We start from the raw sequence: 13,043 nt of genomic DNA, 5'->3' as shown, positions 1-13,043 counted from the left end.
GCTTTTTTATTTGAGATCCGTACGTAGCTCTTTAGTCGCCTCAACCATGTTGGCAAGCGCTTCACGTGTTTCTTTCCAAGCCCGAGTTTTTAAACCACAATCAGGATTCACCCATAACCGCTGTACAGGAATTTTCCTTGCAGCTTTGTGAATGAGCTCTTTTATCCATGTAATTTCAGGCACATTTGGGGTGTGAATATCATAAACATCGGGGCCAATGTCGTTTGGATACTCAAAGTTCTCAAACGCATCCAGCAGCGCCATATTTGAGCCGGAAGTTTCTATCGTAATCACATCCGCATCCATATCAGCAATGGCTGATATGATATCATTGAAGTCTCAATAACACATATGGGTATGGATCTGAGTTTCATCTTTCACACCACTTGCCGAAATTCGAAATGTATAGGTAGCCCAATTTAAGTATGCCTTCCAGTGAGATGTCTTTAACGGTATGCCCTCTCAAAACGCGGGCTCATCAATTTGTATGTTCTTGATACCTGCATTTTCAAGATCGATAACTTCATCACGAAGCGCCAAAGCGATTTGGTTAGCTAAGGTGGGTTTATCTATATCCTCACGTATAAATGACCAACATAGAATTGTCACCGATCCTATCAGCATAACTTTGCACCCAGCCATACTGCGTGAACGCAAAACCTTGAAGCTAGTCACCAAAGTACTCGAACATGTCATTGCGTTCCGCCTCTCCATGCACCAACACATCCACTCGGAGCTGGCCTCGGCCGATACGAAAAAGCGTATCCAAGCCTATCTCCTCACCTTTATGGTGATGACGACTTAGGATCGCTCCCACTAACATGGATATGTTTAATATATGGTCATACCATGCAAAGTCACCCACAGGAATGAATTCAATACCGCCCTCTGCTTGCATAGCCCAATTTTTGGCCCTGATTATTTTCCCTTGCTCAATTAGCGCGTGCTGTGTGATATCACCCGCCAGTAACGCTCTAGCGCAAACTTTAATTCCCGTTTTTTGCCCACACGTGGAAAACCTAATTGTGAATAGTTGCCATGATAAATCTCTTCCCTCAACCAACTTGGACGTTTAGATGTCTACAAAACCAAGCTTTGAGTAGAATTTTCTCAATTGATCGATTCTCAAATCCAACTTGAGCAAAATTAAATTGTATTTTTTTTGAAAAAAGTAAAAATAAATAATGACAACGCTGTCAAAAATAGTGTTATAGTGATTTAGTGAAATTTTGAGCAATCGCTGATGGATTTGTAGACGTCTAGACGTTGAATCGCCAGCCTGTACAGCGTAATATGGATGTAACCTGAGTTTTACTCACATTAAAAATGAGATTTATTAATGATGATAGACATAAAGCACTTAAAAACCATTGCTACCCTGAAAGATACTGGATCACTGGTGAACACCGCACGTGAGTTATTTTTAACTCAGTCTGCTTTGTCTCATCAAATTAAAGATCTTGAAAACAAGTTAGATTGTCAATTATTTGAGCGCAAAACGCAGCCTGTACGCTTTACACCTCAAGGGATGTTATTACTAGAGCTTGCCAGTGAAGTGTTGCCTAAAGTTGAAGCAACCAAGTGCCGTTTGAAAGAAAGCTTGAATCAACCAATCTCACAACTCAAACTGAGCGTTGAATGTCATGCTTGTTTTCATTGGTTGCTACCGACAATAAAGGAGTTCAATAACTTTTGGCCAGATATTAAGGTGGATTACGAGCAGGGCTTTAGTTATGACGCAATACCAGAACTGCTCAATGACGAATTAGATATTGTACTGACTTCAGATATCAGAGAGCCAGAACAACTAGAATATGCCCACGTATTTGACTTTAAACTGAAGTTGATAGTGGCACCGGATCATGAATTGGCTAAAAAAGCTTATGTCACCGCGCTTGATTTAAAAGATGAGACCATCATTTCTTATCCAATACCAAAAGAAAGACAGGATATTTTCAAGCACTTTATTCAAAATGCACGTTTTGATGGTACGTTAAAATCAGTTGATCAAGGGCTACTTATATTTCAATTAGTGAGTGCTGGAATGGGCGTTGCCGCCTTACCTGATTGGCTTGTAACTCCATATGAGAGTCAAGGCTTAATTAAGTCTATTCCTTTAGGTGCACTGGGATTGAGCCGTCCTATGTACTTAGCAATGAAAAAGAGTATGAAAGACAACCCTGTTTATCGCCACTTTTTAAATACCTGCAAGCAATCCATTAGCAGATAAAAGCCACAACGGTTAATATAGCTCTAACTAGGAAAGTTAGAGCTTATTATGTTTGAATTAAAAAAAATCATTGGTGGCTTGCTTATGCCACTACCAATCACACTCATACTGATTTTTCTGTTACTGTTATTTATCAGTAAAAAAAACAACAAAAGCTACTACTTGTGCGTGTTGAGTGTAGTAACACTGTGGGTGATCAGTACCCCTCAATTTGCGGATCATCTCATCACACCCAAAGAGCGAGCACAAACATTGTTCTCTCAGACTCGCCATAAGCAAATAGATTTTATTGTCGTTCTCGGTGGTGGTTTGTCACCAAACGCCAATCTCCATGCCAATTTGCAACTTTCCAACTCTAGTTTAGTTAGGCTGGTTGAAGGCCTTCGCCTAGCTAACATTTATCCTAATGCTCAGCTTATTGTTTCTGGCGCAGGCTATAAAGGAAGTCCAACTTCCAGTCATTTGTTGTCACAAACGGCTCAATCTTTAGGGTTGCCAGCTCTGCGTATTCAACTCAATCCAAACGCCCATGACACCGAATCTGAAGCGAAACATTTAGCGCCTGTGCTGGTGGACAGTAAAGTAGTGCTGGTCACATCGGCGAGCCATATGAAACGTGCTCAAGACCTATTTTCTGCACAAGGGATAGACACCATAGCTTCGCCAGTTGAGTTCTATAATTACAGCTCTACCCCCGTGATTAAACGCTATATTGCTTCGAGTTCAGTGCTGTTATCCGTAAACCGATATGCCCATGAGTGGCTTGGCATACAGTGGATACAGTTAAGGCGAACATTGGATAGTGGCTCAGTTTAGTGAGTTGTACAAAAAAAGCGCTTGAATTGCACAAAGTTACATCTAACAAACCAAAGAACTGTGCTTAAAATCGCAAAAAATTGAAAAATTGTTCAAAAATAGGTATAAATGTCGTTTATCCTTAACCTGCGTATCCACGTACAAAACGACTGGGATCTACGATGAGTAAACTTGATAAGACTGAAGTTCTAAGCGCATTTGAAGCAGCTTATGAAGCGGTAAATGGCAAAAAGCCTGAAATTACAATTAAACCAGGCTGGTACAGCATTGACGGCGGTAAAAACATACGCCTTGCTGATGTTGCAGCATTAACCGAAGAACTAACTTCAGGTAACGCTGGTGTTAGCACAACTGAAGAAAAACCTGCAAAAAAAGCACCTGCTAAGAAAGCAGCGCCAGTAAAAAGCAGTAAAGTTGCAGCCTTCAAAGTTGTACAAGCAAATGAAGATGGCTATACAGCTGAAGAAGCTTGGATTGTAGAGCTTGCTGAGAAAGACCACGATTGTCGTCTTCCTCGTGGTGTTGTTTAAACACCCGACTTTGTGTGGTGCCGTATAATCTCATCGGCACCCTCACATGCAAGCCCTTTTGATCTCTCAAATAATATCTATTCGGTACTAACAAACCGCTGTCTTGTCACTTTCCCCCAGTACTCATCCTCATACTGATCTTCTATCAAGTTTTCGCCAGGTAAATACTTAATGGCACTTAACCAAAAACGTGTCGCATATTGGGCCCCTGCAATTTGCTTTATTGTCCATAAGCCAGGTCTTTGCTGCCAAAGCATATGTGCAAACTGAGTCCCTAATTCCGCTTTTCTGAAAAAAGGCACAATGTAAAACTCAGCAATTTCATTGTCGTGGAGCGCTTCAGAATAGACAGCTGCAATACCTGCCGGGGTACCCGACTTGTAACATATAAAACCTGTTACTTGTGCATCATCAAGATTTGTATCTAACTCGAATACCCCGTTTGCGAGCGGCTTCTTAGCTGTTAACCTTGAAAACTCTGCTTCATAAGCCTGAGCCAGATTGTTGTATACCGCTCGATTTTTATCAGTCACTACAACAACTTTCATACATCACCCCTATCAATATCAACGGGTGAAGAGTACCAATAAAATACGATGTAATTGTGAAGTCACCCGCTAAGTAGGGGTCCCCACTTCATTACAATCAACCATTTCTTGTTCATTTAACGCCTGAGAACACCATAGCTGCAATATTGGGCATTGCAGTGCATGTTCAATATAAGCGTTGGCTTCCCCATTCAACTTCACTCCGTAAGTTTGAAATCTCAGTACAACGGGTGCAAACATCGCATCTGCAATTGACCACTCCCCAAACAACCACCCGCCTTGCGATCCAAACCGATTGTGCTGCTCAGAAAATATTTGCTCGACCCGGCGAATATCACTATTTACCTCTTCTGTTCTTACAATTTGTCTTCTGGCTCTAATATTCATAGGCATCGCATTTCTCAATGCACTAAAGCCACTATGCATTTCACTGCTCAACGCCCTTGCTTGGGCACGCAAAGCTGTATTACTGGGCCATGCTTTACCTGATAGATAAGCTTCATTGATGTATTCACATATCGCTAGAGATTCCCATATTACTGAATCACCATCTTTTAGTGTAGGAACTTTTAAGGTTGGACTGATCTTATCTAAACCTTCATAAAATGCCTTCGACCCTAGGTTTAATTTAATTTCATGATAGTTTAGTGTATATTTTTTAACTAACAACCAAGCTCTAAGTGACCAAGAAGAGTAGTTTTTGTTACCAATATAAAGTTTCATATTATGCTCATTCGTTTTCAAAAACATGTTTATCCTAGAGCTTTAGATAGCTGAACACTAACGTATAATATGAATACAACACATAAGATATTTTGATATATGGACTTAGATGCATTAAGAAGCTTTATCGCATTTGTTGAAACAGGCAGTTTTACACGCGCCGCTGCACAAATGCACAGAACACAGTCAGCAATTAGTATGCAAATGAAGAAGCTCCAGCAAGATGTTGGTCAAACTTTATTTATGAAGGAAGGCCGCCAATTAAACCTCACAGCTGAAGGTGTTGTTCTTGCTGGGTATGCCAGGCAAATAATCCATCTGCAAGAACACGCTATCGCAAACCTCTCCAGCACAGCATTGCAGGTGGTGTTGCGCCTAGGCTGCCCTGATGACTATGCTGAATCCATTCTGCCACGATTGGTGCAGCTCCTACACCAACATATTGAACATTTAGAACTCAATATTACCTGCGCCTCCAGCTCTGAACTGCAACATTTACTGGATCAAGGACTCTTAGACTTAGCAGTTGTGTCGCGAACGCCACTATCTGAAGCTGGTTATTTGCTGTGCCACGACAAAGGTACTTGGGTGGGTGCCGAGCATAGCGATCTTTTATCACGATCCACTTTGTCTATTGCAGTGTTCAAACGAGATTGTCGCTATCATCAAGCCGCGATTGAGGGCCTGCTAAAACAGAAACGTGCATTCAAAATCATTGCAAGCAGTGGCAGCGCCAGTGCACTCAGGGGGCTTATCAAAAATGGATTAGCAATCGGGGCAATGGCTAACTTAAGTCGAAACGATTTACCCGCTTTAAACGACCCGCTTCTTCCCTTTTTGCCCAATGTTGAAATAGTTATCATTAAAAGTAATGCAAAAGCATGCGCGATTTCCGATGAGCGAGTACAGTTTATCGCACAGCGTTTTCGGCAGGAAATAAACCTCATCTAAAGCTATCACGCATAATCTAACCAACACTTACATTTTCTGACAACGCTGACACAGACTCTCACAGGCAGGCGCTCTAAACTGAGTTCCAAGTTAACCAAATGGAATATGCGTAATGAAAACTTTATCTCTACTCTCACTAGCTTTGGCAGCAGTTACTTCTTTTTCGAGCATGGCTTCAATTGAGGATGACAAACATCGCGTTGGTGTACAGGCTTATGGTGGCTCAGCATCTTACAAAAGCTCCAGTCAAGACGGTGACGGTGTTGGGCAACTATACGTCTACTATAACTACCAATTTGATAAAACTTGGGCGGTGGAAGTCGGCTTAAATGGTGGTACGGATTCAGACGATTGGGAGTGCACAGATACCAACAACAGAAAGTTCACGTGTACCCAGCTAAACAAAACATTGTTTGGTCTTGGTGCCAATGACTTGGACTATGGCAACCTAATTGTTGCGGCAAAAGGTCAATACCAACTGACTAAACGTAACTCACTGTACGGTAAATTGGGTGCAAACTTTTACGACTATGAACTGAATCGAGGTACTCAAAACCTTGTTGAAGAAGATGGTACCGGATTCGTTGCTGAACTAGGTTGGCAATATGACTGGAGTAATGGCATGGCTGTCAACGTCAGCTATCAATATCTAGACATGGGTGACCTAGATGTATCAAGTTTAGGTATAGGCCTTAGCTATCGCTTCTAGTTTCCTCAAAGGGAATATACAGCGTGATAGAGACACCTCCCATCTCGCTGTGACTTGCGCCCACATTACCACCGTGGGCTCGAATAATTTGCTTACAAATAGCGAGACCTAACCCTGAACCACCATGATCTCGACTACGAGATCCCTCACAGCGATACAACCGTTCAAATATCTTTTCTAGATCTTGTTCTGCGACACCAGGGAACGAATCTTCAACCGTCACCTTCATGTGCTCTTCATTGCTTTCAAAATTCACATGAGTTTGACCTTCATTGCTGGTGTAAAAGTGACTATTTCTCAATAAATTGAATAGCACTTGGCGTATTCTAGCTGGGTCGACAAAACACAGCGAATTATTCGTACACGCCTCAAATGACAATGACTGTTGCTTCGTAGCGTACATCGGCTGAAACTCTTCTACGATCTCTCCTATCAATACGTTGACGTCAACGGGCTGCTTGTCCAATGTCAGCACATCATTGTCAAATTGCGCTGACTGGTAGATATCTTTTATAAGATTGTCTAAATGACTGATCTTCTTCTGTATCTTATCAAAACCTTTTTTGGGATCGGGCTCGATATTGTGCTGCATAGCCTCAACGGTCAGCTTTAAAGCCGCCAGAGGTGTCCTTAACTCATGGGATACATCTGCCAATAAACGATTTTTTTGAGTTAAAGACTGCGCCATCATATCGGCTTCTAATTCAACATACTTGTGCTTTTGCTGTTGTCGTTTATAAATGTAAATAGCGATAGCCATAAAGCACAATAACAAAGATACTCCCATTCCCCGCTGTAATTTTAGATTCTCTAGCGAGGCTTGCTGCAACGCTTGCTCGTTTTGGATCAGTTTTAGGGCTTGCTCTTGACGAATAAACTCGACGTTTTGGCGTAAAGTTAACGCCTGCTGCTTATCAAGGTCCTGGTACAATATCGCTTTAATCTCAATGAACTGCTGTAAACTGTGTAAGGCACTTTCAAACTCTCCGAGCTTTTCTTGTGCTTGTGCTTTGTATTGGTGCAGTTTAGCTAAATAAGAATTGCCTATACCCGGTAATGTCAATACTTGTTCTATGTCTACTAAGGCTTTTGCATAATGCCCTTGTACAAGTTCAATCTCAATAATTACCAACCTTACCGTTCGCTCTGTGCGGCTCGCTTTTGCAGAAATAGCCAATGATAGCGCTTCTTGTGCGACCGACAAAGCCTGAGAAAGTGCGTCCTGCGCAACATATATCTTTGCTAATATACTGAGTTGCCACGCAAGATCACTGTTAGAACGGCTGCTTCGAGTTAATTCAATCCCCGATTGGCTATGGCTCAATGCCAATTCTATTTCGCCCTGCTGTAAGTACACCTGACTCAATTTTCCGTGACTGTTAGCAATATGGATTGGATCGCCTAAAGATTTGTCCACTTCAAGCGCTTGTTCAAAGTGCAATAAGGCCTTGTTATACTTTTCCAAATCACGATAAATTTCACCAATATTATAAAGCGAATTTGAAAGGCCTTGTTGATTTTTAAGGCTTCTTTGCAGTTTAAGGGACTTTTCGTGAAAGCGTAAAGCGAGTTGTAAGCTCCCCATGTAATCATAGATGACGCCGAGTTGATTATAATAGGTCCCTAAACGCGCCTTATCATTGATGGGCTCCACCAGTGAAATCGCATCCTTTACAACTCTTTCGGCTTCTCTGTAGCGGGCTTTATAACGTAAACCTCTTGCCAACGAATGTAATATATCACTGCGCAGAACAACTAACTCCTTGGGCACCACGCCGAGAGCCTGTTCAAGCAGTGTAAAACTTGACTCAATATTACTTTGTTTCTGTTCAATTTGAGCCAGTAATAATTTAATCAGCGCAGGCGCTTCACTAAACTGCGCCATCACCGGTAAATAAGATTCGAGCTGATAGAGGTGTTGTTTGGCATCTTGATATAGGCCGAGCTTAATTTCGGTTTTAGCTTCGATGATCTTTAATTCAAACCATAGGCGAGAACTAGGTTGAGGATGAATAAAAAGCTGGTTGAGCTCAGACACTTTAATGATTGCTTGCTTGGGATCTTGTTCAAGCAGAATATTTAGATCGGATAAAGACTTATCCAGTTGGCCCCCGTCGCTATGTACACTAGGTATGATAAAAATAAATGATAGTAGGACTATAAGGCGCACAAACAACACAATTCTAAGTGACTCTCAAATAATAACTTATCTATGGACAACTAAAGTGTAGCTAGAGTTCTCAATAAACACATATAAATTTGAACTTTCGCAATTAGGCTGACTAAATTAACCTATTTGCTCTAGATGTACACCTTATGATTTGCAATAAACATATAACTAAAACAAAGGAAGTCAGGCTGAGTTTATTTGAGGATCTCAGCCTGTTGTATCGTGCCTAACTTTTAAGTAATTGCTGCTGTAGCGCCTGAATGTCATCTCGTACCTTGGCAGCTTTTTCAAATTCCAGTTCCCGAGCATGTGTCATCATTTGCGTTTCCAACTGCTTGATCTGCTCAGTTAATTCAGCAGTAGAAGCGCCAGCCGATATACCTGATTTAGCCGCCCCCTTCACTTTACCTGATGATTGGGCCTCGGTTTCTGTTACTTCTTCTCCTAAGTCCATCACATCCGTAATTTTCTTAACTAACGCCTGTGGCACAATGCCATGCTTCTCGTTGTAAGCCTGCTGTATGGCGCGTCTCCGCTCAGTTTCATCAATTGCAGCTTTCATTGAGCGAGTGATCTTATCACCATACAAAATAGCCTTACCATTGAGGTGTCTCGCCGCACGACCAATGCTCTGGATCAGTGAGCGAGTCGATCTTAAGAATCCTTCTTTGTCCGCATCGAGTATGGCAACCAAAGAGACTTCCGGCATATCTAACCCTTCTCTCAATAAGTTGATCCCGACCAAAACGTCAAAGACGCCCTTTCTCAGATCGCGAATGATCTCCACTCGCTCAACCGTATCAATGTCAGAATGCAGATAACGTACTTTCACATCATGATCATTCAAATAATCGGTGAGATCTTCTGCCATCCGCTTCGTCAAAGTAGTCACCAGCACACGCTCCTTGACTTCAACTCTTTGGTAGATCTCGGACAATAAGTCATCTACTTGCGTCGTGACAGGCCTCACTTCTAACTCTGGATCCAATAATCCAGTCGGTCGGATCACCTGTTCGGCAACCTCTCCACTTGATCGCTCAAGTTCATAATCACCAGGAGTCGCCGAAACGTATATTGTTTGCGGGGCGATAGATTCAAACTCTTCAAACTTCAAAGGACGATTGTCCATTGCCGATGGTAATCTAAAACCGTACTCAACCAGGTTTTCTTTGCGGCTTCTGTCACCTTTATACATGGCCCCAACCTGAGACACGGTTACATGTGACTCATCAATAATCATAAGCGCATCATTTGGAAGGTAATCTAGTAACGTCGGTGGCGGCTCACCGGGTGCTCGCCCTGATAGGTATCGGCTGTAGTTTTCTATACCAGAACAAAACCCCAGCTCTTGCATCATCTCGATATCATACTGAGTCCGCTGTGCAACGCGCTGCTCTTCGACTAGCTTATTGGACTCCATTAAGTATGCTCGACGCTCCCTTAGTTCTACTTTGATTTTCTCAATCGCGCCGAGAATTTTCTCGCGCGGTGTAACATAGTGCGTTTTAGGATAAATCGTAGCGCGTACCAAGTGTTTATCTATCGCGCCAGTAAGGGGATCGAACAAACTGATGCGCTCAATTTCATCATCAAACATTTCAACGCGTACAGCTTGGGTTTCTGATTCTGCTGGGAATATGTCGATAACCTCACCACGTACACGATACGTGCCACGTGAAAAGTCCATGTCATTACGTGTATATTGCAGTTCCGCTAAGCGGCGTAACAGTGCCCGCTGCTCAACTGTTTCTCCGACTTTCAGCAATAACATCATTTTCATATAAGAGTCAGGATCACCTAAGCCGTAAATAGCCGATACTGAGGCCACTATGATGGTATCTCTGCGCTCTAACAAAGCTTTAGTCGCCGATAATCGCATTTGCTCAATGTGTTCGTTGATCGATGCATCTTTTTCTATGAAAGTGTCACTGGCTACAACATAAGCTTCAGGTTGATAATAGTCATAGTAAGAAACAAAATATTCCACCGCATTGTTAGGGAAAAACTCTTTCATTTCGCCATACAATTGAGCCGCCAAAGTTTTGTTGTGTGCCATGATAATCGTTGGCCGATTTAACTGGTGGATAATATTGGCCATCGTAAAGGTTTTACCTGTGCCTGTCGCACCGAGTAAAGTTTGATGTGCAAGACCAGCATCAAGACCATCGCATAGTTGTTCAATGGCTGTCGGCTGATCGCCATTTGGCGAAAACTCTGATACTAGTTCGAATGACTCACTCATGAAACCTTTACCTCGATGTCTCTTTGTTGCATACGCGTCAATGTTTTACTAAACCACATATATGAAGATATTGCTGTAAACAAATTACCCACTGCGGCACCGATAAATAACCCTGTTAACCCAGCTATATGCGAACCGGCATAAGCACAAGGGATATAAAATACAAACAATCGCACCACACTCAGGATTAACGCATTCATCGGCTTGTGTAACGCGTTAAATGAAGAGTTAGTTAAAATAATAACCCCTTGCAGACCATAACTCAGCGGCAACGTATATATGAATAGTTTAATGATCGCGATAACTTCAGGCTCGTTACCAAATGCTTGGCTCACCCACGGCGCTGCTAAGATTAGTAATAAATAAGTAGCAAACTGCCAAGCCATGACAAACTTAAGTGTGGTGCGATATGCTTCTTTTACCCTGTCATAGTTTCCTGCACCATAGTTTTGACTCACAAACGGAGGCAATGTCATCGAAAGCGCAAGAATAACTAGACATGCGATTGATTCAATACGGCTGCCAACACCAAATGCAGCAACAGCTTCAGCACCATAAGTCGCCACAATGGCAGTCATCACAGCCATCGCTATGGGTGTCAACATATTTGCACCCGCAGCTGGTAAGCCAATTTTCATGATCTTAGAAACCGCTCCCCAAACACTTTGATTACCGCTTGAGCAGCTTAATAAACGCTTTTTAATAGTTAGTAAGTAAATAATTACTACCACACATACCGACCATGCTAAAACAGATGCAACAGCAGCGCCTTGAACACCTAGCTCAGGAAATGGTCCATAGCCAAATATCAACAAAGGATCTAATACAGCATTGATGAGTCCACCAAGCCCCATAATCATACTGGGCGTCTTAGTGTCACCAGAGGCTCTTAGTACTGAATTACCAATCATTGGCGTAATAAGAAATATGGAACCCAAAAACCACACATTCATATAGTCATGTATATAAGGTAGCGTTGTCTCGTCTGCTCCCAATAAGGTAAAGATTGGGTCAGTTAAAAAGTAACCAATAACAGCCAGGATAGCGACCAAGCAGGCGGCAAGTAATAAAGATATAAAAGCATCAAATTTGGCTTCTTCGAGGTTTTTACTGCCTAATGCCTTTGCAATAACAGCTGAAGTTCCAATGCCTAACCCAATCGCGAGGCTAATAATGGTAAATGTCACAGGAAACGTAAAACTCACAGCTGCTAATGGCTTAGTACCTAATAGGCTGATAAAAAATGTATCAACCAAATTGAAGCTCATCAACGTAATCATGCCGAAAATCATCGGAACCGTCATTCGCTTTAAAGTTGCGGGAATTGAACCGCTTAAAATATCACTGCTGGAGTTGGATTGGCGCACTGCGGACATATAACTTTATACCTCTTTTGACAGCCAACCATTCTAAATCATCACACAGGATGATGCTATGCTATTCTTTGATACAGTTGTGATTAGAAAATAGCTGTGAAAAACGTTTTTCAAAGCAAAAATTGATTTTTTTAACCTATTTTCCTACAAACCACGTTCTGTACAAAAAATGTCAAATTTATTTCAAATCTAGTGCAACTGCGGCTCACTTTTTGCACACCAAGCAAACGATATTGAAATATTCCTGTCAAAATATACACAACACACTTCAATTCAACACAAAACACATAAACCATTGTTTATTAATAAATTTAAAAAAATTTAAAAAACTATTGCTTCTCTCCAATGCCACGGTTTACTTAGCTTTAGAAGAGTTCTTAAAGATTAATAAACAATGTTATCCACAGATTCCGTGGATAAGTTTGTAGAGCCTTTTAAAATAAAGGCCTAGGCGAGGATCTTAACGGCTGCGAAAAAAGCGTAAAATGATCTATTTATTTTACATCACAGATCTAAATAAAAAGCGTCTTATTTTGTTGCTTCGCTAGACTATATTCACCATTATGCAACTTAATCCATTATGGAAACAAAAATATAAAACACTGTTTATTAAAGATTTTATATTATTAACTAGTCAAAGTATGCAATAAATCTTTAAAATTTGAGTAAAATATTTACCATTATTTTGTCATTTCCATTGCTAGGAACCAATATATCAGGATCTGATTGGTGATCAGAATCGCCCAAA

The 13,043-nt window shown here is 41.5% G+C and carries 12 protein-coding genes and 1 pseudogene; 5 read left to right on the top strand and 8 right to left on the bottom strand.

Going from position 1 to position 13,043, the window contains the following annotated elements; translation table 11 throughout:
- Nucleotides 1–6: 6 nt before the first annotated feature.
- The 3 genes and pseudogenes from N482_RS24175 to N482_RS26075 all read right to left on the bottom strand — a co-directional run bounded on the left by N482_RS24175 (nt 7) and on the right by N482_RS26075 (nt 1,059).
- Nucleotides 7–696: pseudogene (locus N482_RS24175) on the bottom strand (hypothetical protein).
- Nucleotides 668–955 (bottom strand): hypothetical protein, encoded by a 288-nt coding sequence (locus N482_RS25555; protein WP_419555010.1) that lies wholly within the window; start codon nt 953–955, stop codon nt 668–670. Before N482_RS25555 ends, N482_RS24175 begins: the two are co-directional and overlap by 29 nt.
- Nucleotides 937–1,059, bottom strand: coding sequence for a hypothetical protein (locus N482_RS26075; RefSeq protein WP_155730528.1), 123 nt, complete (start codon nt 1,057–1,059; stop codon nt 937–939). Before N482_RS26075 ends, N482_RS25555 begins: the two co-directional genes overlap by 19 nt.
- A 283-nt stretch (nt 1,060–1,342) precedes the next feature.
- On the opposite strand from N482_RS26075, the gene N482_RS06790 reads away from it, so the two are divergent.
- From N482_RS06790 to N482_RS06780, 3 genes are all read left to right on the top strand, one after another.
- The gene (locus N482_RS06790; protein WP_063376364.1) at nt 1,343–2,230 is read left to right on the top strand and encodes a LysR substrate-binding domain-containing protein; all 888 of its coding nucleotides are present in this window, start codon (nt 1,343–1,345) and stop codon (nt 2,228–2,230) included.
- A gap of 48 nt (nt 2,231–2,278) precedes the next feature.
- The gene (locus tag N482_RS06785; protein ID WP_063376326.1) at nt 2,279–3,046 is read left to right on the top strand and encodes a YdcF family protein; all 768 of its coding nucleotides are present in this window, start codon (nt 2,279–2,281) and stop codon (nt 3,044–3,046) included.
- A gap of 161 nt (nt 3,047–3,207) precedes the next feature.
- Nucleotides 3,208–3,576, top strand: coding sequence for a hypothetical protein (locus N482_RS06780; protein ID WP_063376325.1), 369 nt, complete (start codon nt 3,208–3,210; stop codon nt 3,574–3,576).
- A gap of 77 nt (nt 3,577–3,653) precedes the next feature.
- On the opposite strand, the gene N482_RS06775 is transcribed toward N482_RS06780, so the two are convergent.
- Nucleotides 3,654–4,124 (bottom strand): hypothetical protein, encoded by a 471-nt coding sequence (locus tag N482_RS06775; protein ID WP_063376324.1) that lies wholly within the window; start codon nt 4,122–4,124, stop codon nt 3,654–3,656.
- Between the two features lie 69 nt (nt 4,125–4,193).
- Nucleotides 4,194–4,847, bottom strand: a complete 654-nt coding sequence (locus N482_RS06770; protein WP_063376363.1) for a glutathione S-transferase family protein — start codon at nt 4,845–4,847, stop codon at nt 4,194–4,196.
- A gap of 99 nt (nt 4,848–4,946) precedes the next feature.
- Here N482_RS06770 and N482_RS06765 point away from each other — a divergent pair, with 99 nt between their 5' ends.
- Together N482_RS06765 and N482_RS06760 are read left to right on the top strand one after the other, a co-directional pair.
- Nucleotides 4,947–5,798, top strand: coding sequence for a LysR family transcriptional regulator (locus N482_RS06765; protein ID WP_063376323.1), 852 nt, complete (start codon nt 4,947–4,949; stop codon nt 5,796–5,798).
- Nucleotides 5,799–5,910: 112 nt separating this feature from the next.
- Entirely contained in the window at nt 5,911–6,507 is a 597-nt protein-coding gene (locus tag N482_RS06760) for a porin family protein (RefSeq protein ID WP_063376322.1), read from the top strand.
- Here N482_RS06760 and N482_RS06755 read toward each other — a convergent pair.
- The 3 genes from N482_RS06755 to N482_RS06745 all read right to left on the bottom strand — a co-directional run bounded on the left by N482_RS06755 (nt 6,491) and on the right by N482_RS06745 (nt 12,295).
- Nucleotides 6,491–8,677, bottom strand: coding sequence for a tetratricopeptide repeat protein (locus N482_RS06755; RefSeq protein ID WP_155730527.1), 2,187 nt, complete (start codon nt 8,675–8,677; stop codon nt 6,491–6,493). The two genes, N482_RS06760 and N482_RS06755, sit on opposite strands and share 17 nt — an antisense overlap.
- A 226-nt stretch (nt 8,678–8,903) precedes the next feature.
- Complete coding sequence (gene uvrB / locus N482_RS06750; RefSeq protein ID WP_063376320.1) at nt 8,904–10,919, bottom strand: excinuclease ABC subunit UvrB; 2,016 nt, start codon at nt 10,917–10,919, stop codon at nt 8,904–8,906.
- On the bottom strand, nt 10,916–12,295 hold the full coding sequence (locus N482_RS06745) for an MATE family efflux transporter (protein WP_063376319.1): 1,380 nt from the start codon (nt 12,293–12,295) through the stop codon (nt 10,916–10,918). Before N482_RS06745 ends, uvrB begins: the two co-directional genes overlap by 4 nt.
- Nucleotides 12,296–13,043 lie beyond the last annotated feature (748 nt).

Origin of the sequence: Pseudoalteromonas luteoviolacea NCIMB 1942, assembly GCF_001625595.1 — a bacterium.
Taxonomy (GTDB): Bacteria; Pseudomonadota; Gammaproteobacteria; order Enterobacterales; family Alteromonadaceae; genus Pseudoalteromonas; species Pseudoalteromonas luteoviolacea_A.
The sequence above is the reverse complement of the archived record's forward strand: the minus strand, read 5'-3'. Positions and strand labels throughout refer to the sequence as shown.